Annotated in this window: 22 protein-coding genes and 1 riboswitch; of the genes, 15 read left to right on the top strand and 7 right to left on the bottom strand. The window is 71.2% G+C overall.

What is annotated here, in order from left to right; translation table 11 throughout:
• The first annotated feature begins 26 nt into the window (after positions 1-26).
• Both Q5696_RS12810 and trpD read left to right on the top strand, forming a co-directional pair.
• The gene (locus Q5696_RS12810) at positions 27-497 is read left to right on the top strand and encodes a hypothetical protein (protein WP_305091725.1); all 471 of its coding nucleotides are present in this window, start codon (positions 27-29) and stop codon (positions 495-497) included.
• Between the two features lie 70 nt (positions 498-567).
• Positions 568-1659, top strand: coding sequence for an anthranilate phosphoribosyltransferase (trpD, locus tag Q5696_RS12805; RefSeq protein ID WP_305091724.1), 1092 nt, complete (start codon positions 568-570; stop codon positions 1657-1659).
• Here the strand turns inward: trpD and Q5696_RS12800 are convergent.
• Together Q5696_RS12800 and Q5696_RS12795 are read right to left on the bottom strand one after the other, a co-directional pair.
• A complete protein-coding gene (locus Q5696_RS12800) occupies positions 1646-1921 on the bottom strand; it encodes an Lrp/AsnC family transcriptional regulator (RefSeq protein ID WP_137723783.1) in 276 nt (91 codons plus the stop codon). The two genes, trpD and Q5696_RS12800, sit on opposite strands and share 14 nt — an antisense overlap.
• Entirely contained in the window at positions 1918-3711 is a 1794-nt protein-coding gene (locus tag Q5696_RS12795; protein WP_305091723.1) for a DEDD exonuclease domain-containing protein, read from the bottom strand. Before Q5696_RS12795 ends, Q5696_RS12800 begins: the two co-directional genes overlap by 4 nt.
• Before the next feature lie 363 nt (positions 3712-4074).
• Positions 4075-4240: riboswitch (cyclic di-AMP (ydaO/yuaA leader) on the top strand.
• A 15-nt stretch (positions 4241-4255) separates the two neighbouring features.
• Here Q5696_RS12795 and Q5696_RS12790 point away from each other — a divergent pair.
• The 4 genes from Q5696_RS12790 to Q5696_RS12775 all read left to right on the top strand — a co-directional run bounded on the left by Q5696_RS12790 (position 4256) and on the right by Q5696_RS12775 (position 8700).
• Entirely contained in the window at positions 4256-4858 is a 603-nt protein-coding gene (locus Q5696_RS12790; RefSeq protein WP_305091722.1) for a C40 family peptidase, read from the top strand.
• A gap of 226 nt (positions 4859-5084) precedes the next feature.
• The gene (locus tag Q5696_RS12785; RefSeq protein ID WP_305095275.1) at positions 5085-6110 is read left to right on the top strand and encodes an NlpC/P60 family protein; all 1026 of its coding nucleotides are present in this window, start codon (positions 5085-5087) and stop codon (positions 6108-6110) included.
• A gap of 43 nt (positions 6111-6153) precedes the next feature.
• Positions 6154-7530 carry a hypothetical protein gene (locus tag Q5696_RS12780; protein WP_305091721.1) on the top strand — a complete coding sequence of 459 codons (1377 nt, stop codon included), beginning with the start codon at positions 6154-6156 and terminating at the stop codon, positions 7528-7530.
• Between the two features lie 42 nt (positions 7531-7572).
• The gene (locus Q5696_RS12775; protein WP_305091720.1) at positions 7573-8700 is read left to right on the top strand and encodes a glycosyltransferase family 4 protein; all 1128 of its coding nucleotides are present in this window, start codon (positions 7573-7575) and stop codon (positions 8698-8700) included.
• Between the two features lie 162 nt (positions 8701-8862).
• On the opposite strand, the gene Q5696_RS12770 is transcribed toward Q5696_RS12775, so the two are convergent.
• Positions 8863-10674 (bottom strand): AMP-dependent synthetase/ligase, encoded by a 1812-nt coding sequence (locus tag Q5696_RS12770; protein WP_305091719.1) that lies wholly within the window; start codon positions 10672-10674, stop codon positions 8863-8865.
• Positions 10675-10842: 168 nt separating this feature from the next.
• Between Q5696_RS12770 and Q5696_RS12765 the strand changes: the two genes are divergently transcribed.
• The 6 genes from Q5696_RS12765 (at position 10843) to Q5696_RS12740 (ending at position 15197) form a co-directional block, all read left to right on the top strand.
• The gene (locus Q5696_RS12765) at positions 10843-11232 is read left to right on the top strand and encodes a polyketide cyclase / dehydrase and lipid transport (protein ID WP_305091718.1); all 390 of its coding nucleotides are present in this window, start codon (positions 10843-10845) and stop codon (positions 11230-11232) included.
• Positions 11233-11350: 118 nt separating this feature from the next.
• Entirely contained in the window at positions 11351-11800 is a 450-nt protein-coding gene (locus Q5696_RS12760) for an SRPBCC family protein (RefSeq protein ID WP_305091717.1), read from the top strand.
• Positions 11797-12984, top strand: coding sequence for an ArsA family ATPase (locus Q5696_RS12755; RefSeq protein ID WP_370654926.1), 1188 nt, complete (start codon positions 11797-11799; stop codon positions 12982-12984). The genes Q5696_RS12760 and Q5696_RS12755 overlap by 4 nt, the downstream gene beginning before the upstream one ends.
• Positions 12972-13352, top strand: a complete 381-nt coding sequence (locus tag Q5696_RS12750; protein WP_305091716.1) for a hypothetical protein — start codon at positions 12972-12974, stop codon at positions 13350-13352. The genes Q5696_RS12755 and Q5696_RS12750 overlap by 13 nt, the downstream gene beginning before the upstream one ends.
• On the top strand, positions 13349-14311 hold the full coding sequence (locus Q5696_RS12745) for an ROK family protein (protein ID WP_305091715.1): 963 nt from the start codon (positions 13349-13351) through the stop codon (positions 14309-14311). The genes Q5696_RS12750 and Q5696_RS12745 overlap by 4 nt, the downstream gene beginning before the upstream one ends.
• Positions 14312-14471: 160 nt before the next feature.
• The gene (locus Q5696_RS12740) at positions 14472-15197 is read left to right on the top strand and encodes a lysophospholipid acyltransferase family protein (RefSeq protein ID WP_305091714.1); all 726 of its coding nucleotides are present in this window, start codon (positions 14472-14474) and stop codon (positions 15195-15197) included.
• A gap of 95 nt (positions 15198-15292) precedes the next feature.
• Here the strand turns inward: Q5696_RS12740 and Q5696_RS12735 are convergent, their stop codons facing one another.
• Complete coding sequence (locus Q5696_RS12735; protein WP_305095273.1) at positions 15293-16543, bottom strand: glycosyltransferase 87 family protein; 1251 nt, start codon at positions 16541-16543, stop codon at positions 15293-15295.
• A 124-nt stretch (positions 16544-16667) separates the two neighbouring features.
• On the opposite strand from Q5696_RS12735, the gene Q5696_RS12730 reads away from it, so the two are divergent.
• Positions 16668-17159: a polyadenylate-specific 3'-exoribonuclease AS gene (locus Q5696_RS12730; RefSeq protein ID WP_305091713.1), complete on the top strand. Its 492-nt coding sequence runs from the start codon at positions 16668-16670 to the stop codon at positions 17157-17159.
• A gap of 78 nt (positions 17160-17237) precedes the next feature.
• Entirely contained in the window at positions 17238-18623 is a 1386-nt protein-coding gene (locus Q5696_RS12725; protein WP_305091712.1) for a class II 3-deoxy-7-phosphoheptulonate synthase, read from the top strand.
• 108 nt (positions 18624-18731) lie between these two features.
• Here the strand turns inward: Q5696_RS12725 and pknB are convergent, their stop codons facing one another.
• On the bottom strand, positions 18732-20762 hold the full coding sequence (pknB, locus tag Q5696_RS12720) for a Stk1 family PASTA domain-containing Ser/Thr kinase (protein ID WP_305091711.1): 2031 nt from the start codon (positions 20760-20762) through the stop codon (positions 18732-18734).
• Between the two features lie 135 nt (positions 20763-20897).
• Here pknB and Q5696_RS12715 point away from each other — a divergent pair, with 135 nt between their 5' ends.
• Positions 20898-21266 carry an Rv2175c family DNA-binding protein gene (locus tag Q5696_RS12715; RefSeq protein WP_305091710.1) on the top strand — a complete coding sequence of 123 codons (369 nt, stop codon included), beginning with the start codon at positions 20898-20900 and terminating at the stop codon, positions 21264-21266.
• A 23-nt stretch (positions 21267-21289) separates the two neighbouring features.
• Here Q5696_RS12715 and Q5696_RS12710 read toward each other — a convergent pair whose 3' ends face one another.
• Positions 21290-22213, bottom strand: a complete 924-nt coding sequence (locus Q5696_RS12710; RefSeq protein ID WP_305091709.1) for a phytoene/squalene synthase family protein — start codon at positions 22211-22213, stop codon at positions 21290-21292.
• On the bottom strand, positions 22210-23853 hold the full coding sequence (locus Q5696_RS12705; RefSeq protein ID WP_305091708.1) for an alpha-(1->6)-mannopyranosyltransferase A: 1644 nt from the start codon (positions 23851-23853) through the stop codon (positions 22210-22212). The genes Q5696_RS12710 and Q5696_RS12705 overlap by 4 nt, the downstream gene beginning before the upstream one ends.
• Between the last annotated feature and the right edge of the window lie 7 nt (positions 23854-23860).

The raw sequence follows: 23860 nt of genomic DNA, 5'->3' as shown, positions 1-23860 counted from the left end.
GTCGGGGGACGTGACACAGTGGGCGCATGGAACTCGGTGGCAGTGTCGCTCGTTGGATACGTGGACTTCTGTCCGGGGGGCGTCCGGAGGCCCTCGACCGGACCCGAACCGACCTGGTGGTCGTCGTCTCCGGGTTCGACGACGTCGAGTCGTGCTCGTCGGCGCTCGAACGCGGCGCTGCGGGGACGCCGGGATGGACCGCGGACGCCGAGGCCGTCCTGCGGCACCATCTGCAGGTGCCGCCGGCGGCGGTCGGGGAGGTGATCGCGATCGCGGCCCAGGACGGTTACGTGCCCGTCGCGGATCCCGGTGACGACACGGACGATGCAGGCGACGCGGGCACGACCGACGGCACCGTCCGGCTCCGATTGGAGCGGGTACAGGTGCTCGACGCGTTGCACTGCTCGCAGGAGCGTTCGCGGATGGCGGGGCTGGCCCAGCGCCACGGCGGTACCGCGATCGGGTGGGAAGGACTGCAGCCGCCGGTTCCGGAATGACCGCGCACTAAGCTGCGGTGCGACGAGGATCACCGGGCGGCCGGTGGACGAGGGAGCAGAAGGGGTCGTGATGGAGCGACGGTCGGCAGCGCAGGGCACACAGCGAGTGACGGGCGCGGGCGACCGGAGTTGGCCTGCGGTTCTCGGTGCCCTCACCGATCGGCGGGATCTGACAGCCGACGACACCGAGTGGGCGATGGACGAGATCATGTCCGACAACGCCACGCCCGCACAGATCGCAGCGTTCGGTGTCGCCCTCAAGATGAAGGGTGCGACGCCCGGCGAACTGCGGGGTCTCGCGGACTCGATGCTCGGGCACGCCCGCACGGTGCCGGTGTCCCCGGACGTCGTGGACATCGTCGGCACGGGCGGGGACCGGTCGAACACCGTCAACATCTCGACGATGGCATCGGTGGTGGTGGCAGCAGCCGGAGTGCGGGTCGTCAAGCACGGCAACCGGGCCGCGTCGTCGAAGAGCGGCGGCGCCGACGTGCTCGAGGCACTCGGTGTGCGCATCGATCTCGGGGCCGACGCCGTCGCCCGCTGCGTCGAGGAGACCGGTATCGGTTTCTGCTTCGCCCCGGTGTTCCACCCGGCGCTGCGGTTCGCGGGTGCGCCGCGCAAGGAGATCGGTATCCCGACCGTGTTCAACGTGCTCGGCCCGCTGACCAACCCGGCCCAGCCCCGCGCGGGTCTGATCGGGTGCGCGTTCGAGGACCTGATCGAGGTGATCGCCGGGGTCCTCGCCGAACGTGGCAACTCGGCGCTCGTCGTCAGGGGCGACGACGGCCTCGACGAGTTGACGACGTCGACGACGTCCGTCGTGCACGTGGTGTCCGGTGGCGTCGTGCGGACGCAGAAGCTGGATCCCACCGATCTGGGGATCACCCGGGTGCCACTGGACGCGTTGCGCGGCGGCGACGCCGATCACAATGCGCGGGTGGCGCTGGGGATCTTCGCCGGCGACACCGGTCCGGTGCGGGACGCAGTGCTGCTCAACGCGGCCGGTGCGATCGCGGCGTTCGACGGTCTCGAGGGCGATCTCGAGGAGGCGCTCGCCGCCGGCATGGCCAAGGCCGCCCGGGCGATCGATTCCGGGGCGGCCTCGGCGCTGCTCGAGCGGTGGGCGTCGTTGACGGCGGAGCTGGCTACTCGCCGATAGAGAAGGCGGCCTCGACGTCGGCGCTCGAGTAGGACTGGAACGCGATGTGCGTCGCGGTCCGCAGAACGCCGGGCACCTTGTTGATGCGTTCGGTGACCACTTCGGCGATCCGGGCGTGATCGCGGACCTTCACGATCGCGATCAGGTCGACGTCTCCGGCGCACGAGTAGACCTCGGACACGCCGTCCACGTCGGCGACCGCTTGCGCGGTCTCCGGGATCCGGTCGGACTCGGCATGGATCATGACGATCGCGTTGATCATGTGGCTCCTCGCGTGTTCTGACGTTCCGTGAACACAGTAGGCGTCCGCGCGGGCCGCGCGGACGTGGGCCGAGCGTCGCGAGCGCGTGCACACCAGTCCGCCCAGGCTCCGGCACCGTGGACGGGTTCGTGCCAGCCGTGGCTCGTCCGGACGAGCCGGACGCCGTCGTCGCCGAGCCAGCGGGCGACGAGTGCGAGCTCCTCGGGGGAGCCGCCGCGCAGGGGGGTGGCGTCCGGGAGGACCGTCTCGGCGGCCGCGGTGAGGGCGTCGACGACCGGCATCGGGGGGACGCCGCGCGCCGCTACGCCGGCGGATGCGAGCCGACCGGCCCGGATCACCGCGAACTCCCAGCCGCCGCCGTCCTGCGGTTTCGCGGCGACCAGTTCGTCCACGACGGCCAGCGCGGCGAGTCGTTGCATCCGTCGCAGCGCCGTCACGAGGAGCGCGACCCGGTCGCGCAGTCGCGCCGCGCTCTCGAACATCTGGTCGGCGGCGAACTGCTCGATCCGGTCCCGCATCCGGTACAGGGGGGTGTCGTCGTGGCCGCGGATCAGGGCGAGGACCCGCTCGGGCGCGATCCGGTAGCCGTCCGGATCGTCGGCGACGGCGGGGCAGCCGCCGACCTCCCGGGGCGGGCACTTGGGTCCGTGTCGCTGCCCTTTCCCGATCCGGGTGGTGCACGTCCGCAGTCCGCAGAACTCCGCGATCGTGAGGGCGGCGTCGGCGGCGTCCGTGCGGGCCCGGAACGGGCCGAGGGCGTCCACGGTGGGGGTGCGGACCACGGACAGTCGCGGGAACGTTTCGTCGGTGAGGGTGACCCACCAGCCGCGCATCGGGAACTTCGACCGCCGGTTGTACGGCGGGACGTGCGCGCCGATCAGGCGTAGTTCCCGGACCCCGGCCTCGAGGGCGTGGGCGCACTCGACGTGATCGATCCGGGTGGCGAGCGCGACCATCTCCGTCATCCGGCTGCCGCGTCCGGAGGTGTCGGATCCGGTGAAGTAGGTGCGCACCCGCCGCCGCAGGTCGACGGCCGTCCCGACGTAGAGGACCTCGTCGGACGGTCCACGGAAGAGATAGACGCCGGGGGTACGGGGCAGATCGTTCGCCAGAGCACGTTTGGCGCGTTGTGCCGCCGTCACCCGTGGCTGGTAGTCGAGCAGTTCGGGCAGGCTGTGCACCCCCTGGTTGCCGACCCGCCCGATGAGGGCGTGCAGGACGTCGACGGTGGCGCGGGCGTCGTCGAGGGCGCGGTGCGTGGGTGTGGTGTCGGCGCCGAACAGTCGGGCGAGTGCGGACAGTTTCACCGACGGGGCCTCGTCCCGGTCGAGAACACGGCGAGCGAGCTTGACGGTGCACAGCACCTGGAACGGCGGCCAGCGCAGCCCGAGGCGGGCGGCGGCGGCCTTCAGGAAGCCGACGTCGAACCCGGCGTTGTGTGCGACGAGCACAGCGCCGTGGGCGAACTCGAGGAACGCAGGAAGGACGGCGTCGATCCGGGGAGCTTCCCGGACCATCGCCGTGGTGATGCCGGTGAGTTCGACGATGTACGGCGGGATCTCCCGTCCGGGGTCGACGAGCGTCGCCATCTCGCCGAGGATCTCGCCGCCGCGGACCTTCACCGCACCGATCTCGGTGATCGCATCGGATTCGGCGCTGCCCCCCGTCGTCTCGAGGTCGACGACGACGAAGGTCACGTCGTGCAGGGGCGCGTCCAGTTCGTCGAAGGACAGTTGTCGGTCGACGTCGCCGTGATCACGGGGTGACGGCTTCCGGGGTGGCGCACTCACGTCTGCAGACAGTAGAGGGGCCCACCGACAGGGCGGTGGCGGCGGTCCCGGGCGGGGATCGGGGCCGGGAGAGACGAGCATCACAGTGTCTTCGTGGCGGTGGCCGTGGCAGGGTCTGCGGTCCGCCGTACGGGAAACGGGGGTGCGGTGCGCGCGGTGCCGCCGGAGCAGGGGCGGAGCGGGTGCGGTCCACGAACCGAACCGGTCGTTATCGCGTCGTGACACAGCGGTCGGGGTGTCGCGGCTAATCGGGATAAATAGGGCATCGGCGGCATTTTCCGCGCGTCCGAGTCGACACGAGGGATGCGCTTTCGTAATCTTCTCGAGACCTAGCGGAGTCTTGCCGTCCCACCCGGAGCGGCATCGCTGGGACCGCCTAATCGGAACCTCCTCGGAGGGGACGTGCCGGGAACCCACGTTTTCTTTGGGGTGAATCCCGTCGAAGCCGCCTCGCGGTGTCGTCGGGTAGGGCTGATCTTCCCAGCCCGAACCCGTCAGCTAACTCGGTCGGCGGACGAACGGAAGAAACGGAGTTCTCTTTCTCGTGGCGTCACATACTCTCAAGCGTTCCGCGCGGCGCGCCGCCGTCGCCGGCGCACTCGCTGTCGGAGCAGTCACGGTCACCGCAGCGCCGGCTCTCGCCGATCCGATCGACGTGCCCGGTGTCGGCACCGTCGACGTCCCCGGCGTCACGCAGGCCCAGGTGGACGCCGCGATCGGCGCCATCGCGCCCGGCGTCGCCCAGCAGCTCGGAACCGGCAGCGTCGCACCGGAACTCCCGGCCGCCCCCGCGCCTGTCTCGAGCCTCGGTGAGCAGGCCGTCAAGGCCGCCGAGTCGCGCCTCGGCTCCCCGTACGTGTACGGCGCCGCGGGCCCGGACGCCTTCGACTGCTCGGGTCTGGTGCAGTGGGCCTACAAGCAGGCCGGCCTGAACCTCCCGCGCACGAGCTACGACCAGGCCGCCGCCGGCGCCCCGGTCTCGTACAACGATCTGCAGCCCGGTGACGTGGTCTCGTTCTACAACGGCAGCCATTCCGGCATCTACGCCGGCAACGGCAACGTCATCCACGCGTCGACGTCCGGTCAGCCGGTCAAGTACGCGCCCGTGTCGTCGATGCCGTTCGACGGCGCGCGCCGCTACGCCTGACGCGTTACCTGTTCCACGCCCCGGGGGCGGTTCCGACGTGTGTCGGAGCCGCCCCTGTTGCGTTGTTCGTCCGGGTCGGTGGACATGAGACGATGCCGTTCCGTAACCTGATCGAGACCTTTGATTCCGTCGCCGGCGTCGGCCGCGCGGGCGGAACGATCCCCCAGAACCGGAGAGTCGTGCTGCTGTGCCCGCCCCCAAACCGTCGCTGACGATCAAACGTTCGATGTGCACCGCCCTGGCGACGGGCATGGTCTCGCTGGCCCTCGTCGGGCTGCCCGGTTCCACGGCGGCGGCCGACCCCGTCGTCGACAATCCGACCGCCGCACTGGAACGGCTCGCGGACCTGTCCCGCGAATCCGAGCAGACCACCGAAGCCCTGCACAACGCGCAGATCGATCTCGAGAGCAAGCAGACGGCGGCGCGGGACGCCGAGGCCCGGCTGGCCGCCGACCGGGATGCCCTGGACGCGGCCCGGGCCCGGCTCGAGGAGTTCCGGCCGACCGTGAACAAGCTGGTGGCGGCGAGCTACCAGGGGGCCCGCACCAACCGGCTGTTCGCGGTCATGACCAGCGACTCGCCGCAACAACTGCTCGACCAGATGTCGGCACTCGACGCCATCTCGACCGACACGTCGCGGGCGGTCGCACAGTTCCGGCAGGCCGCCTCGGACGCGCGGGCGGCAGCGGACGCGTCACAGGTGTCCGCCGACGAGGCCCGCGCCGCATCGGACCAGGCCAAACTCGTCAGCGACGAGCTCCAACACGAGCAGAGCGAACTGCAGAAGCAGATCGACGCCGTCACGGCCGCATTCGACCGGCTCACCGGTGCCGAGCGGGCGCAGCTCGCGGGCTCGACGTTCCCGCCCGGCTTCGACGCCGGCCGGATCCTCGCCGACCTCGCCCCGGGTGCCGGCTCGGCGGCGCTGCAGGCGGGGCTGACACAGGTCGGCAAGCCGTACAGCTGGGGTGCGACCGGGCCGGACGCGTACGACTGCTCGGGGCTCGTCGTGTGGGCCTACCGGCAGATCGGCAAGGACCTGCCGCGGTCGAGTCAGGCGCAGGCGCAGGGCGGGACGCCCGTCGACCGCTCGCAACTGCAGCCCGGCGACGTCGTGCTGTTCTACGACGACGTGTCGCACGTCGGGATCTATGCCGGTGACGGCAACGTCCTGCACGCGTCGACGTACGGGACGCCGGTGAAGGTCGATTCGATGGCGTCGATGCCGTTCCACGGGGCACGCCGGTACTGACCGCGTGCACCCGGTGTGAGGCGCGCCTCCTACACTTTCGGGCGTGCCCGCCGACGACCGTCCCCCGAACCTCGCCCCCGTGCGCCGTGTGCGCCGGTGGGAATGGGCCGGCGTGGGCGGTCTCGGTGTCGCGATGGCGGTGGTGCTGTCGCTGACGGCGTTCGGACAGTCGGCTACCGACCCGGACGTCAGGGACGACGTGCCGGAGACCTCGGCGGCCAACCCGTACGAGGACGGCCGGCGGGCGGCGGTGCAGCCGGTCCTCGACGAGTGGGCGCGGGCCGTCCGCGCCGGGGACACCGCGGCCCTGCCCGCCCTGTTCGATGCCGCGGCCGACCCCGGCTTCCTCGACGCCGAGATCCGTCGGGCCCGCAGCGCGGCGGCGGTGCCGTTCGCCGAGTTCGGGTACGACATCGGGTCCGACCCCGAGACGCCGGTTCCGCCGGAGGTGGCCGACCGGATCGGTGCGTCCGACGTGTGGGCACCGACGGTGTACCTGCGGTATGCCATCGAGGGTGCGGACGACGCCGCGACCCGCAAACCTGTCGCATTGCTCCTGGCCCGCCGCGGTGACGCCTGGACCCTCGTCAGTGACACCGCTGTCGCCGGATCGGATCGTGAAACATGGCGCGGACCATGGGATTTCGGTCCGCTCATGGTTCGTGAGGTACCCGGCTCCGGTGGCCGATCGTCGATCGTGCTGGGTCATCCCGAACAGTCCGCGATGATCGAACAGTTGGCAACCGAGATCGGCGACGCCGTCGACCACGTCACCGACGTGTGGGGGGAGGACTGGTCGCGCCGCGCCGTCGTGGTGGTGGCCGGGTCGCGGGACGAGTTCGCGTCCCTGGTGGGGGACGCCCACAGCGGGGCGGACATCGCGGCCGTCGCCGTCTCGGACGCCGTCGATCTCGGTGCCCGGACCGCGACCGGGCAGCGGATCGTGTTCAGCCCCGACGCGGCCGCCCGTCTCACCGACCTCACCCGGGTCGCGGTGCTGCGACACGAGCTCACGCACGTCGCGGCCCGGCCGGTCACCGCGGACGGATCCCCCCTGTGGATCCTCGAGGGCTACGCCGACTACATCGGCTACCGGGGGGTGGAGGCGACGTTCGGTGCGCTCGCACCCACGCTGAGTGCCGCCGTGTCGGCGGACGGCCCGCCGACGTCGCTGCCCGCCGACGCCGACTTCCGGGCCGGCGGGGACGTCGCCCGCCGCGCCTACGAGGCGTCGTGGTCGCTGGCCGCGTTCGTCGCGAGCGAATACGGTGAGCAGCGGCTCGGGACGCTGTACCGCGACCTGGCGCAGGGCGGATCCACCCCCGACCGGGTCGACTCCCGCATCCGGGACGCTCTCGGTGAGGGCGCCGGCGAACTGGCCCGCTCGTGGGGGACGTGGGTCGACGACCAGGTCCGGTGACCCGGCTCCCGGGCCGGGCGCCCCGGACCCTACGGTGGACACATGCGTCGAACCCTGTTGGTGACGAACGACTTTCCGCCCCGGCCGGGTGGCATCCAGTCGTACCTGCACACTTTCGCCGGCCGGTTGCCCGCCGACGAGCTCGTGGTCTACGCCCCCCGCTGGCGCGGTGACAGCCACATCCGCTTCGACGCCGAACAGTCGTACGACGTCGTGCGGCACCCGACGACACTGATGTTGCCGACGCCGTTCGTCGCGCGGCGGGCCGCGACGCTCGTCGAACGCTACGAGTGCGACACGGTGTGGTTCGGGGCGGCGGCGCCGCTGGCGCTGCTGGCCCCCGCGGTGCGTAGGGCCGGAGCGCGGCACGTGGTGGCGTCCACGCACGGGCACGAGGTGGGCTGGTCGATGATCCCCGGCGCCCGGCAGGCGCTGCGGCGGATCGGGGACCACACCGACGTCGTCACGTTCGTGAGCAAGTACACGCGGGGCCGGTTCGCGTCCGCGTTCGGTCCGGACGCCGCGCTCGAGCATCTGCCGCCCGGCGTCGACCCGGACACCTTCCGGCCGGATCCGGCCGCCCGCGCCGACCTGCGTGCCCGTTACGGGCTGGGGGACCGGCCGACGATCCTGTGCCTGTCCCGGCTCGTCCCCCGCAAGGGCCAGGACCAGCTGATCCGGGCGTTGCCGTCGATCCGGCGCCGCATCGACGGCGCCGTTCTGGTGATCGTGGGCGGCGGCCCGTACGCGGAGCGACTGCACGCGTTGGCCCGGGAGTGCGGGGTGGCCGACCACGTCGTGTTCACCGGCGGCGTGCCGGCCGCGGAACTCGCGGCGCACCACACGATCGCGGACGTGTTCGCGATGCCGTGCCGCACCCGCGGCGGCGGACTCGACGTCGAGGGACTGGGCATCGTGTTCCTGGAGGCGTCGGCGTCCGGCGTCCCGGTGGTCGCCGGGAACTCCGGTGGCGCACCGGAGACGGTGGTCGAGGGCGAGACCGGGTTCGTGGTGGACGGGACGTCGGTGGAGGATGTCGCCGAGAAGGTGATCGCCGTGCTGGCGGACCCGGCGCGGGCAGCCGCGATGGGTGCGGCCGGGCGGGAGTGGGTGCAGGGGCACTGGCGGTGGGACGTGCTCGGCGCGCGTCTGCGCGCGCTGCTGGCCTGATCGGCGTCCGCGGTGCCCGAGCCCAACCCCCGACGTGGGGCTCGAGCACCGCTACGCGCGAGGTCTTCCCACCCCCGACGTGTGGGAACACCTCGCGACGAGCGTCCCACCCGGACGGTTGCAACTACGTTGCATGCCTCGGTCCGGGCGGGACGAGGTCGGCTATCCGGCGTAGATCTTCTCGATGTCGGCGGCGAAGCTCGTGTGCACGACGTTCCGCTTGAGCTTCATCGTGGGGGTGAGTTCCCCGGTCTCCTCGGTGAAGTCGACGGGCAGGATGCGGTACTTCTTGATGGACTCCGCGTGCGAGACCAGCTTGTTGGCCTCGGCGACGGCGGCGTCGATCTCGGCGACGAGGTCGGCGTCGGCGAGCAGGTCCGCGACCGTGGTGGCGGACGGTTTGCCGTTGCGTTCGTTCCACCCGGGCAGGGCCTCGGCGTCGATCGTGATGAGGGCACCGATGAACGGTTTCTGATCGCCGACGACGATGGCCTGGCTGATCAGCGGGTGCGCCCGCAGATGGTCCTCGAGCTGTGCGGGAGCGACGTTCTTGCCGCCGGCGGTGACGATGATCTCCTTCTTGCGGCCGGTGATCGTGATGTAGCCGTCGGCGTCGACGGTGCCGAGGTCGCCGGTGTGGAACCAGCCGTCCTCGATCGCCTCCGCCGTCGCGGCCTCGTTGCGCCAGTAGCCGCCGAACACGACCGGGCCGCGGAGCAGGATCTCGCCGTCGTCGGCGACACGGACGGCATTGCCGGCCAACGGTTTCCCGACGGTGCCGATCTTCTGGTTGCCGATCGTGTTGACGGCGAACGCGGCCGTCGTCTCGGTGAGGCCGTAACCCTCGTAGATGGTGACGCCGAGGCCGCGGAAGAAGTGCCCGAGCCGCGCGCCGAGCGGTGCACCACCGGAGATCGCGAGCTGGCACTTCCCGCCGAGTGCGGCCCGCAGCTTCGAGTAGACGAGCTTGTCGAAGATCGCGTGCTTGATGTTCAGCAGCAGACCGGGACCACCGGTGTCCTGGGCCTCGCTCCACTCGACGGCGGTGGCGGCGGCGATGTCGAAGATCTTGCCCTTGCCCTCGTTGTGCGCCTTCTGCCGCGCGGTGTTGTACACCTTCTCGAAGACGCGCGGAACGGACAGGATGAAGTCGGGCCGGAACTCGGCGAACGTCGGCACCAGGTTGGGGATGTCGCTCGTGTGCCCGAGGGCGGCGCCGGCGTCGAACGCGGCGATCGACACCGCGCGGGCCAGCACGTGCGCGAGCGGCAGGAACATCAGTGTGTTCACGCCGGGCTGGGTGAGCAGGCCGCCGAGGGTCGAGGCGACGATGCCCTTCGACTCGGCGATGAGGTTCGAGTGCGTGAGCTGGCAGCCCTTGGGGCGCCCGGTGGTGCCGGAGGTGTAGATGAGCGTGGCCGGGTCGGCGGACTTCAGGTCCCGCACCCGGGTCTGCACGTCGTCGTCGGACACGTCGGCGCCGTCCGCGGTGAGGATCGCGACGGCTCCGGCATCGGTGCCGGACGGGTCGATCTGCAGGACCGCGCGCAGTTCGGGTGCGGCCGCGGCGACGTCGGCGACGGTCGCCGAATGTTTCGCGGTCTCGACGATCAGCCCGACCGCGGCCGAGTCCTCGAGGATCCATCGCACCTGCTCGGCGGACGACGTCTCGTAGATCGGCACCGTGACACCGCCGGCGGCCCAGATCGCGTAGTCGAGCAGCGGCCACTCGTAGCGGGTCGCCGACATGAGCGCAACCCGGTCGCCCGGACGCACGCCGCGGGCGATCAGGCCCTTGGCGACCGCGGTGACCTGCTCGGCGAAGTCGCGCGCGTTCACGTCGGTCCAGGTGCCGTTCACGAGGCGCCGGTAGACGATGTGGCCGGGCTTCGTCTTTGCGAACTCGAAGACGGAGTCGACTGCGGACGCGTCCTCCGGGATCGTGAAGGTGGCAGGAACGCTGAACTCGGGCACGACAACCTCCGGCACTGAAAATACTGACGAGTAAGTTTTGCTGGTCCCCACGATAGACCGCCGCAGAGTGACGTGCGGCACTGCCGTCGGCTCGGTGGCCGGGAAGTGGACCGTCGTCCAGTGTAATCCGGGTCACCGGCCTCGGGGCCGGTGTGTGAAGCTGTGGGAGTGAGCAGCATTCAGGTCGCCGACCAGACGTTCGTAGCCGCAGCCCCGGAGAAGGTGGCCGCCCGTGTGTCCGTGCGCGCGCGGTGGCGGGCCTGGTGGCCGGACCTCGCCCTCGACGTCCGAGAAGACCGCGGGGAGAAGGGAATCCGCTGGACCGTCGCCGGACCGTTGACGGGCACGATGGAAGTGTGGCTCGAACCGGTGATGGACGGCACCGTCGTGCACTACTTCCTGCACGCCGAACCGACCGGGGTGAGCCCGCAGAATCTGGCGTCCCTCGACCTGGCCGGCATGAACCACGCCCGCCGGGTCGCCGGCAAGGAGATGACGTTCGAGATCAAACGGCAGCTCGAGTCGGGGCGCCCGGCGGGGGAACCGCCCGCCGCGTAGAGGCCGCAGCGGCACGGAGAGGGGCACGGAGAGAATTGTGCGGTGCCCGGGGGTTCGTGTGTGATGGACGGGTGCGGCACCACCGCATCCGTTCGTTCTGAAAGGAAGCGTCCGAGGCATGGCCGAGAAGACCCGGCGGTCGATCACCGTCGACGCACCCGCCGAACACGTGATGGGCGTGATCGCCGACTTCGCCGCCTACCCGGAGTGGGTGGATGCAGCCAAGTCCGTCGAGGTCCTCGCGACCGGCACCGACGGACGGGCCGAGCAGGTGCGGTTCGTGCTCGACGCCGGCATGGTCAAGGACACGTACGTGCTGCGGTACCGGTGGGCGCCCGACGGGCTGTCGGTCGAGTGGGACCTCGTGTCCGGGGAGATCCAGAAGGCGCAGCACGGCTCGTATGTGCTCGAGCCCGAGAGCTCGGAGGGTGGCGGGGCATCGACACGCGTCACCTACGAGCTGACCGTCGACCTGACGATCCCGATGATCGGCCTGTTCAAACGGAAGGCGGAGAAGGTCATCACCGGCACCGCCCTCGAGGAGCTCAAGAAGCGGGTGGAGGGCTGAGCGCCGCGAGCCCGGGGGCCGCGGTCCGGCTGTTCGTCGGCAAGGGCGGTGCGGGCCGGACGACGCTGGCCGCGGCCACGGCTGTCGCCCTCGCCGCGGCGGGCCGGCGGGTGCTGCTGGCCTCACTGGATCAGGCGCACGCACTGTCCGACGTGCTCGATCGACCGGTCGGACGCGGTACGGAGACCCGGATCGGGGGCGGGCTCGACGCCGTCGAGATCGACACCCTCGGACTGCTCGAACAGCGGTACCGCGGCCTGATCGCATTGCTCGCGGTCGCCGGTAGCCACGACCACGGCGACCGGTTCACCGATCTGGCGCCGGAGGAACTGACCGGGCTGCCCGGTGTCGAGGACCTCCTGGGCCTCGGGGAGATCGTCCGGCTCGCGGGGGAGGGGCGCTGGGACGTCGTCGTCGTGGACTGTCCCCCCACGGCCGACGCGCTGCGCACACTGGCCCTGCCGGGCACGGTCACCGGATACGTCGAGCGGCTGTGGCCGCAGCACCGCCGGGTCGCCGCCGCGACCTCCTCCGATCCCCGGGCGGCGTTCGCCGCCGCACTGGTCGACCGGGTGGTCGACGGCGCCGATGCCGCCGCGCGGCTGCTCGCGGACCGGGACCGGACGGCGCTGCGCGTCGTGTCGGCGCCGGGACGGATTGCGGCCGCGGAGACCCGACGTGTGCTGTCCGCGGCCGCCCTCACGGGCCTGCGGGTCGACGCCGTGATCATGAACAACAGTGCGCGCCAGGACGATCCGATGGCCGAAAGCAGGGTGGACGCGGCTCCGGTCCTCGCCGCCGCACGGGCCGGAACCGAACCGATAGGGTGGGACGCTCTCGCGGCTCTCGCCGCCTCGGTGTACCCCGAGGCCGGTGGCGACCCGGTGGATCCGGTCGACCCGGCCGGCACGGCGGCAGCCGAACCGTCGGTGCGGGTGACGCGGGAATCGGGTTCGGGCGACGTGGAATCGGTGTACGCCATGCGGATGCACCTCCCGGTCGTCGACCCGGGAACACTGACGTTGGGACGAGTGGAGGACGACTTGCTGGTGGGGGCCGACGGCCGACGGCGTCGCATACGGCTGGCATCGGTGCTGCGGCGCTGCACCGTGACGGGGGCCGACTTCGACGGCACCGACCTGGTGGTGCGGTTCGTCCCCGATCCGGCGGTGTGGCCACAGTGACGGGGGAGCACGCCGAACTGATCGCCGAGCTGCGGGCGCTCGCCGACACGGTCCTCGACCGTCTCGACCCGATCCTCGCGAAGGCGCAGCAGGCCGCCGGATCTGCCGCGACCGCCGACGGTTCCGGCGGCTGCAGCAGCTGCTCGTGGTGTCCCCTGTGTGCGCTGGCGGCCCTCGTCCGCGGAGAGCAGCACGATCTCGTGACCCTCGTGGCCGGACAGGCGTCGACCCTGATCGCGGCACTGCGGGAGATGCGCGACGCCCACGAGCGCACCGCGGCCGCGGGTTCGCCGGCCGCTCCCGCCGACGGCGATCCGGTACCGCCCCGGTCGGTGTTCGCGCCGATCGATGTGACGATCAGGACGTGAACGCTCCGCACCCGGATCCGCCGACCGTCGGGATCGACGTCGGCGGCACCAGCATCCGCGCCTCGGTCGTCGACTCCGGCGGCGAGGTGCTCGACTCGGTGCGTGCGCCGACACCCCAGTCCGCGGACGCCCTCGAACGCGGTATCGAACGCGCGGTCCGGGAACTCGCCGCGCGGCACCCGGTGGCGGCCGTCGGCCTCGCCGTGGCCGGATTCGTCGACTCGGACCGCACGACGGTGCGATTCGCGCCGCACCTGCCGTGGGTGGACGCACCCGTCGCCCGCATTCTCGCCGAGCGGCTCGGGCTGCCCGTCGTCCTCGAACACGACGCCAACGCCGCCGGCTGGGGCGAGTCCCGGTTCGGGGCCGCGGCCGGCGGGCGCAACGTGGTCGTCGTCGCGATCGGCACCGGTATCGGCGCGGCCCTGCTGATCGACGGTCGGCTCTACCGCGGAAGTTTCGGGGTGGCACCGGAACTCGGGCACCTGCAGGTCGTCCCCGGTGGCCGGCCGTGCGCGTGCGGCAAACGCGGCTGCTGGGAGCGGTACTGCAGCGGCACCGCACTCGTCGAGACGGCCCTGGACCTGCTGGCCGCAGACCCCTCGGAGTCGACCGTCCTGGCGCGCGCCGTCGCGGTCGACCCCGGTGCACTCACCGGCCGCCGGATCGCGGCGGCCGCCGCCGACGGCGACCCGCTGGCGCTGGCGACGTTCGCCGACTTCGCGAGGTGGCTGGGTGTGGGCCTGGCCACCGTGTCCGACGTGTTCGACCCGGATCTCGTCGTGATCTGCGGGGGCGCCGGCAGTTCGGCGCCGCTGTTCCTCGACGACGCCCGCGAGCACTACGCGCGGCTGGTCACCGGCTCCGGTCACCGCCCGCTGGCCCGGATCCGGCACACCCTGCTCGGGGAATCGGCGGCCGTGATCGGTGCCGCGGACCTGGCCCGGGCCGTGCTCTGACGCACGTCGGACGGTGTTCCCGCCGTCCTCGAACATGCCGCGGGCACACCGCGGCGAGTCTCGGGCACGTCCCCGGGGACGCGGTGGTGCGGTGTGGCAGCTGCCGAGACTGCTGAGTACAGTCTTGGACAGAGACAAGCCCCGGGGCCGGAAGGACAACATGTGGTACTGGCTGTTCAAGTACGTGTTGCTGGGCCCCCAGCTGTGGCTCCTCGGACGGCCGAAACTCGAAGGCGCCGAGAACATTCCACTGGACGGACCGGCGATTCTCGCCAGTAATCATCAGGCCGTGCTGGATTCGTTCTTCCTGCCACTGCGGGTCAAGCGGCGCATCACGTTCCTCGCCAAGAGCGAGTACTTCACCGGCAGCGGCCCCAAGGGCGCCTTCCAGAAGTGGTTCTTCTCCGCGGTCGGGCAGGTGCCGATCGACCGCACCGGCGCGTCGGCCGCGAAGGACGCTCTCGACGCGGGCCTGCGGGTCCTGGGTCAGGGCAAGCTCCTCGGCATCTACCCGGAGGGCACCCGCTCGCCCGACGGTCGCCTCTACAAGGGCAAGACCGGTATGGCGCGGCTCGCCCTCGAATCCGGCGTCAAGGTCATCCCCGTCGCGATGATCGGTACCGAGAAGGTCAACCCGATCGGGTCGCGCCTGTGGAAGCCCGCCAAGGTGACCATCCGTATCGGCGAGCCGATCGACTTCTCCCGCTTCGACGGCATGGGCGGCAACCGGTTCGTCGAACGCGCCGTCACCGACGAGGTCATGTACAAGCTGATGCGCCTGTCGGGCCAGGAGTACGTCGACATCTACGCCGCCACCCTCAAGGACCCGGCACCGGAGGCTCCGGCCGGTGACGCCGCCAGGATCCCCGACACCCAGGTGAGCTGACCGAACCGAAAGTGGTGTCACCACCGGACGATCCGGTGACCGTCGTCGACGTGCAGCTCCGGCGTGACCGTGCGCCGACGCCGATCGAGGCCGGATCAGGACACCGGCACCGGCTGCGCGACGGCGTCGTCGGGCCGGTCGGCACGCCGCCGACCGAGCCCGGCCCCGCACGCGACCACGACGATCACGGCGACCGCCCACCACACGTACGACGAGGCGAGGAACTGGTCCCACAGCGGCCATCCGGCCCCGTCCCAGCGGCCCGGCCCGAGCCGCCAGTGCGGGGCGATCACGAACAGCAGCCAGCTCACGACGACGCCGGCCCCGAGCAGCGCGCTGCGACGCCGGTATGCCTCGACCGCAGTGAGCGTGAGGAGCGGGGCGACCCAGACCCAGTGGTGTGACCACGACACGGGAGACGCGAGAAGCCCGAACAGCGCATTGACGCACAGCGCGAGCGCCGTCGCCCCCGCCGCGAACGCGCGGTGCATCGCGATCGCGGCGACCCCGAGCGCCACGACACTCAGACCCAGCCACAGCACACTGCGCAGCGACTCGTCCACCCCGAGGCGGGCCAGCATGCCGGTGATGCTCTGATTCGCCGGATACGCGGGCGTCCCGATCCGGTTCGACTCGAACAGCGTCTCCGTCCAGTACTGCCACGAGTCGGCGCGGGTCAGCACGAACCCGATCGCGCCGAACGCCACGAAACTCACCCCGGTCGTCACCGCCGCCCGAACGTCCCTGCGCACCAGGAAGAACAGCACGAACACCGCCGGTGTCAGCTTCACCGCAGCCACGAACCCGATCAGGAGCCCCCGCGGCCACGGCGTCCGCTTCGGCAGGCAGTCCGCCGCCACGAACGCCATCAACAAAATGTTGACCTGCCCGTAGTCGAACGTCGACCGCACCGGCTCGAGCGTGAACGCCACCGCCGTCGCCGCCAGCGCCGTCCACGCCAGCATCGTGCGCACCCGCACCCCGATCGACGCCAGCGTGAGCGCGAGCGACGCGAACAGTGCCAGCACCGTCAGCACCGTCAACACCACCCCGGCGGCGTCCAGCGAGATCGCCGACATCGGCGAGAACACCACCGCCGCGAGCGGCGGATACGTGAACGGCAGCGAATCACCCGACGCCGTCTTCGGCAGCGACCCGTACAGCGGGCCTCCCTCCGCGAACACCGCGCCCCCGAGCCGGTACACGTCGAGGTCGATGCGGTAGTGGAGGCCGACGTCGCGGAGCCCCGGAATCCCGATCAGGTAGAAGGTCGCGCCGAACAACGCGCCCGCCGCGATCACGACCCGGGCCACGGCTCCGAACGGCGACTGCCACCACGACGGCACCGGCCGCCCGGTGTCGGACGGTCGATCGGCAGTATCGGGGGAGGGGGTGCGCACCGAACCATCCTGCCCCGAACCGGGGCTCCCGTGTGGAGTAGCCCGCTGAACGGGAGCATAGGCTCCCACGGTGCGCTACTTCTACGACTGCGAATTCATCGAGGACGGCCGCACGATCGAGCTCGTCTCGATCGGCGTCGTGTGCGAGGACGGCCGCGAGTTCTACGCCGTCTCCACCGAGTTCGATCCCGACCGTGCCGGACGCTGGGTGCGCCGCAACGTCCTGCCGAAACTGCCGCCGCCGTCGTCGCCGCTGTGGAAGTCGCGTACCCGGATCCGGGACGACCTCATGGCGTTCCTGATCCCGCGCCCCGGCATCGAACCGGAACTGTGGGCGTGGGTCGCCGCATACGACCACGTCGCGCTGTGCCAGCTGTTCGGGGCGATGACCGAACTGCCGTCGAGCATGCCGCGCTACACCCGCGAACTGCGTCAGCACTGGGAATTCCACGGCTGCCCGCCGTTGCCGCCGGTCCCCGAGGACGCCCACGACGCCCTCGCCGACGCCCGCCACAACCTTGCGAAGTTCGACGCGATCGAGGCGTTCCGCCGACTGCGGTGAGCCGGGGCTCCCGGGGGTGGTCTTTGTGAATGGGAGCCTTCTCGGCCCCGGATGTGACGAGGAGAATATCCTGTAGTCGTGAACTGGACTGTCGATGTTCCGATCGATCGCTTGCCCGAACTGCCGCCGCTGCCCGCCGTGATGCGCGATCAGCTCGACGCCGCACTCGCCAAGCCGGCGGCCCAGCAGCCGCAGTGGCCTGCCGACCAGGCCGCGGCCATGCGCACCGTCCTCGAATCCGTGCCACCGATCACGGTGGCCGGCGAGGTCGAGGCGCTGTCCGCGCGGCTCGCCGAAGTGGCTCGTGGTGAAGCCTTCCTGCTGCAGGGCGGTGACTGCGCGGAAACCTTCGCGGACAACACCGAACCGCACATCAAGGGCAACATCCGCACCCTGCTGCAGATGGCCGTCGTGCTCACCTACGGTGCCAGCCTGCCCGTCGTCAAGGTCGCCCGCATCGCCGGCCAGTACGCCAAGCCGCGCTCGTCGAACACCGACGCCCTCGGACTGCCGTCGTACCGCGGCGACATGGTCAACTCGATCGTCGCCGACGAGGCCGTCCGTGCCCACGACCCGTCGCGGCTCGTGCGCGCCTACGCCAACGCCAGCGCCGCCATGAACCTCGTGCGCGCCCTCACCGGCTCCGGCACCGCCGATCTGCACCGCGTGCACGACTGGAACCGCGAATTCGTCGCCAACTCGCCGGCCGGTGCCCGCTACGAGGCCCTCGCCGCCGAGATCGACCGCGGCCTGAAGTTCATGGACGCGTGCCGGGTCACCGACCCCAACCTGCAGTCCGCGCAGATCTACGCCAGCCACGAGGCCCTCGTCCTCGACTACGAGCGCGCGATGCTGCGTCTCGACGACAGCGGCGACCACCCCAAGCTGTACGACCTGTCCGCCCACTTCCTGTGGATCGGCGACCGTACCCGCCAGCTCGACGGCGCGCACATCGCGTTCGCCGAGCTCGTGTCCAACCCCATCGGCCTCAAGATCGGCCCGTCCACCACCCCGGACATGGCCGTCGAATACGTCGAACGCCTCGACCCCACCAACAAGCCGGGCCGCCTCACCCTCATCTCCCGCATGGGCAACGGCAAGGTCCGCGACCTGCTGCCCCCCATCATCGAAAAGGTGCAGGCCACCGGCCACCAGGTCATCTGGCAGTGCGACCCCATGCACGGCAACACCCACGAGGCCACCACCGGCTACAAGACCCGCCACTTCGACCGCATCGTCGACGAGGTCCAGGGCTTCTTCGAGGTCCACAACGGGCTCGGCACCCACCCCGGTGGCATCCACGTCGAACTCACCGGAGAGAACGTCACCGAGTGCCTCGGCGGCGCCCAGGACATCTCCGACCTCGACCTGTCCGGCCGCTACGAAACCGCCTGCGACCCGCGCCTCAACACCCAGCAGTCCCTCGAGCTGGCGTTCCTCGTCGCCGAAATGCTGCGCGGCTGATCTCCGACTCCACCCGCCGGCGGGGCACTCCCGCCGCCACAGCCGAAGGGACCCTTCGATCGCCCCGGGCGACCGAAGGGTCCCTTCGGCTGTGAGCCGAGCACACGGTCAGAGCAGCGACGTGAGCGTCACGGTGGTGCCCGGGGCGACGCGGGATCCGGAGCTCGGATCCTGGGAGACGATGAGGGAGCGGTCGGAGCTGATGATCTGACGCACCTCGTAGGGCAGGCCGAGGCGGTCCAGTTCGTTCTTCGCGGAGCCGACGGAGCGGCCCAGCATCGACGGCACCTTCACGGCGTTGGACACCTTCAGCACGACGCTGGTGCCGGCGGTGACGCTGGCACCGGTCGCCGGGTCGGTGCCGATCGCGTCCCCGGCGTCGACGCCGGCGTCGAACACGAGTTGCACCTCCCGGACGGTGATCCCGGCCTTGTCGAGAGCCTTGCGGGCCTTGTCCTCCGACATGCCCGACACGTCGGGGACGTCGATGGGCGGGGCGCCCTTGCTGCGGAGCATCCGCACCTGCGAGCCGACGGGCAGCACGGTGCCGGGGGCGGGGTCGAGGGCGGCGATCGCCCCGACCGGGACGCGGGCGCTGAACGTCTCACCGCCGTCGACGGGCTCGAACGTGCGTTCCTTCAGGCTCGCCTCGACGGCGGCGGCGTCACCGCGGCCGGGAACCTCGGGGACGGCCGGTCGGCCGAGGGAGACGAGCAGACTGATCGACGATCCGCGGGTCACCTCCGCGCCCGCATCGGGGTCGGTGCCGATCACGGCGTCGGCCGCGACGGTGTCGGAGTAGCGGCCGACGGTGTCGACGCTCAGCCCGGCCGCCTCGACGGTGGCGGTCGCCGTGGCCTTGTCCTGCCCGTCGATCACCGGGATCGCGATGTAGCGGCCCGACCCGAGCCACCAGCCGCCGAAACCGACCGCGGCCGCGAGCAGCAGCACCACCAGCAGCCACGCCACGACGGTGCGGCGGGACCGGTGCAGTCGCGCCGGCCCGGCGCCGAAGGGCCGCGGGGGTTCGGGCGGGGGCACGGCCTCGGACTCGAGCGCGGGCCGTGGGGTCATCGTCGTGACGACCTTGGTGTGCTGGACGCCGGAACCGGGATCGGAGGCTGTCGCGAGCACGGTCGTCGCGTCTCCCCGGGGCGTCGTGCTCTCGGGGGACGCCGATGCCGGCCCGGTCGGTACCCGTGTGGTCGCGGCCGTGGGCGCTGCGGCAGGGGGGGAGGCGGGGGGTGGCGTGGGGGGAGCGGTACGCCGCGGCGCCGGCACCCGGTACTCGGGCAACTGCAGTCGGGCGCTCACCGAGCGCAGTTCGGCCGCCATGGCGCCGGCGTCGGCGAACCGGTCGCCCGGGTCGCGTTCGGTGGCGCGGACGACGAGCTCGTCGAACGCCGGGGGCACCCCGTCGATGAGGCTGCTCGGCTCCGGGACGTCGTTGTCGATCCGCTGGTAGGCGATGGACAGCGACGTGTCGCCCGTGAACGGGGTGGCACCGGTGAGCATCTCGAACATCAGCACACCTGCGGCGTACACGTCGCTGCGGGCGTCCGCGGTCCCGGTGGTGACCTGCTCGGGGGACAGATACTGCGCGGTGCCGAGGATGACGCTGCGGGACGTGGTGTTCGACGCCGCGATCGCCCGGACCAGACCGAAATCGGCGATCTTGACGTCGCCGGCGTGCGAGATGAGCACGTTCTCGGGTTTGACGTCGCGGTGCACGAGTCCGGCCCGGTGTGCGACGGCGAGCGCCTCGAGTACCGGGCGGGCCACCGCGGCCACGGCGTGCGGGGGCATCGGGCCGCGTTCGCGGAGCAACTCCCGCAGGGTGCCGCCCTCGACGAGTTCCATCACCAGGAACACGTGCTCGCCGTCGCGGCCCTGATCGTGCACCCCCACCAGGCCGGGGTGCGCGAGCCGGGCCACGGCGCGGGCCTCGAACTCGAAACGGGCGAGGAACTGGGGGTCCGCCGCGAACTGCGGATCCATCACCTTGATCGCGACCGGCCGGTCCAGCCGCAGATCCATGCCGCGGTACACGGTGGACATGCCACCGCGAGCGATGGGCGCGTCGATGCGATAGCGCCGTTCGAGCACCACACCGATCAACCCTCGACCTCCTGGATTCAAGCCCGAGCCCCTCGTCTCGACGGATACAGATTCCCCCCGATCGTAGTCAGCCGCCCGGACAACCCCGACTCCGCGAGGTGCGGCAGACGGTGGTGGTGGTCGAAGGACGCGGCGGGACCCGATAACGTAGCGGGAGTGAGTGCACTCCCTTACTGCGATGACGTGTTGGACCGGTCGATTCCGCTGCTGCAGCTGCCGGACGTGTCGAAGTGGATGGGTATCCCGATCACCGGGGTGCACCAGTTGCTGCGCGACCACCGTCTGATCGCCGTCAAGCGGGACCGGGTTCCCGGTGTCCCGGAAGCCTTCTTCGGGGAGGACGGGCAGCCGGTCCGGCTCCTGTCGGGGCTGATCACGGTCCTGCGGGACGGTGGATTCGCCGACGAGGAGATCCTGCAGTGGCTGTTCACCGAGGACGACTCCCTGACCGGCACCCCGATCGACGCGATGCACACCGACCAGGCCCGCGAAGTGGTCCGCCGCGCCCAGTCGATGGCGTTCTGACCCGGAACCGGATCCGTCCGGGGCTATCCGGTGCGCAGGACCGACCGGGCGAGCAACGGCACCGCGACCGCCACACGGCGGCGTCGCGGCACCGTCGCCCGACGGTCCAGCACCCGGTAACCGTCACGTTCGATCTCGGTGAGGATGTCGCGGTAGAGCACGAACGCGGCCCGCAGCCCCGGCCGGACCCGCGGCTCGAGCATCTCGAGCCCGGGTTCGGCCCGGCGGTAGACGTCACGGGTGAGCGCGACGAGATGCGCCAGCGCCCGCCGCACCCTCGGATCCGTCGTCCCGGTGGCCCGGCAGTGCCGCAGCAGACCTGCATCCACACCGAACGCCGCCAGCTCGTCGGCGGGCAGGTACACGCGGCCGCGGCCGAGATCCTCACCGACGTCCCGCAGGAAATTGGTGAGCTGGAACGCTTCCCCCAGCGCCGCCGCATACGGTTGCGCCTCCGCGACCGGAACCGTGGTGCCGAGGATCGGCAGCATCTGCAACCCGATCACCGCGGCCGACCCGTACATGTACTCCCGCAGCGCCGCCAGATCCGGGTAACCCGCCCGGAACGACGGCGACCCGGGAACATCCATCCGCATCGAATCGAGGAACGCGCGGAAGTAGGCGACGTCGATCCCGTACCGGTCGATCGTGTCGGCGAGCGCCGCGAGAACCGGTCCCGTCCGGGGATCGTCCACCGGACGGCCGGCGAGCACGGACTCGAACCGGGCCGCGACGGTGTCCAGCGCCTCCGACTGCCCGCCGTCGGGTGCCACGTCGACGATGTCGTCGACGACCCGCGCGAACCCGTACAGGGCGTGCACGGCGGGCCGACGCTCGGCCGGCAGCAGCCGGGTCGCCAGATAGTAGGTGCGGCCGTGTTCGGCGGCGATCCGGCGGCACTGCTCGTACGCCGACGCCAGATCGTCGGCCGGACGGGGAACGGTCACCGTGGCGACGCGGTCCGCTCCGACGCGGCCGACGCGACCGGTTCCGGAATCGGTTCCGGGGCCGGTGCTGCCGCCCGATCGGACACCGCCCGCAGCCGCAGCGGATCGACCACCTTCAGCGACACCGCGGCGACGACGGCCGCGAACGTGGCGAGCGCGACGTGGACGAACGTGTACAGGCCGATCGACCCGTCCGGCTGGAACACCAGCATCAGCCACGTCGACAGGCCGACGAGGATCTGCAGGGTGCGCGTCGACATCGAGAAACCGGCCGCGATCGCGAGCGGCCACGAGTAGTACCACGGCAGTGCGGCCGGGGACAGGATCACGATCGCCACCAGGGCGACGAGGATGCCCATCACCGCGTCCCGCTCCGTCTTGCGGAACCGCCACCAGATCCATACCAGCAGACTCGCGAGGACGACCGCGGAGATCGTGCGCGTCACCCCCAGAACCGGTGAACCCGCATCCACCGATCGCAGCCCGGTGAACCAGCCGGTGCCCACCGTGACGATGTGCGCCAGGATCGTCGGCAGCGACAGCCAGTTGATGATCTTCGCGGACCCGGACAGCGCCGTCAGCCAGCCGAGACCGACTCCGGCGATCGCGGACACCGCCGCGAAGATCGCCGCGAACACCGCGACCCCGGTTCCGGCGGTCCGGGTGAACGACGCGAGCGGAGACACCGGTTCGCGGCCCTCGGAGAGGGCCCGGTCGCGTTCGTGGATCATCCAGATCCACACGATGAACGGCAGCGCGATACCGGCCATGGCCTTCACGGCGACACCGAGCGCGATGACCGCGACCGCGGCCAGATGCTTGCGGTCGAGTGCGAGCGTGATGCCGGCGACCATCAACCCGACCATGAGCAGTTCGTTGTGGACGCCCCCGATCAGATGGATCAGGACCAGCGGATTGAGGACCGCGAGCCACACCGCGATCGTCGGATCGCCGCCGAGCTGCCGGGCCAGCCGCGGCAACGCCCACATCATGAGCGCCAGACCGGGCAGGAACACCAGTCGCAGCAGCATCGTGCCCGCGACCACGTTGTCCCCGGTGATCGTCGTGATGCCCTGCCCGAGGAGCAGCGACACCGGACCGTACGGTGCGGTCGTCGTCGTCCACACGTTGGAGACGTTGTCGAGCAGCAGGCCCGGGTTGACGACCGGGCCGACCGCATACGGGTCGAAGCCGTCCCGCAGCAGCGCGCCCTGCGCCAGATACGAATAGGCGTCCCGGCTGAACATCGGGACCGCCAGCAGCATCGGGGCGGTCCACACCGGGACCGTCCACAGCACGCCGCGCAGTCCGACGTCGCCACGGAGTGCGATGCGGCCCAACCGGACCCATGCGGCGATCATCGCCAGCACACCGCCCCACACGACGATCGTCGACAGCGCGTAGCCGTGCCCGAACCGCAGCCACGACAGCCGCATCTCCTCGAGCAGGGGATCGTGACGCCGGACGCTGCCGGCCCCGAACCCGCCGAACGTGATCATCGCGGCACCGAGGAAGCCGAGCAGCGACGCGTGCCCGGCGGGGGTGCGCAGATAGTCGGCGCTCGTGCGCAGCCGGGACCGTGGATCGGTCGCAGTGCGTACGGATGTGGTGGTGCCGACGGATACGGAAGAGGCCGACATCGGTGCA

The organism is Prescottella sp. R16 (assembly GCF_030656875.1).
GTDB lineage: Bacteria > Actinomycetota > Actinomycetes > Mycobacteriales > Mycobacteriaceae > Prescottella.
The sequence above is the reverse complement of the archived record's forward strand: the minus strand, read 5'-3'. Positions and strand labels throughout refer to the sequence as shown.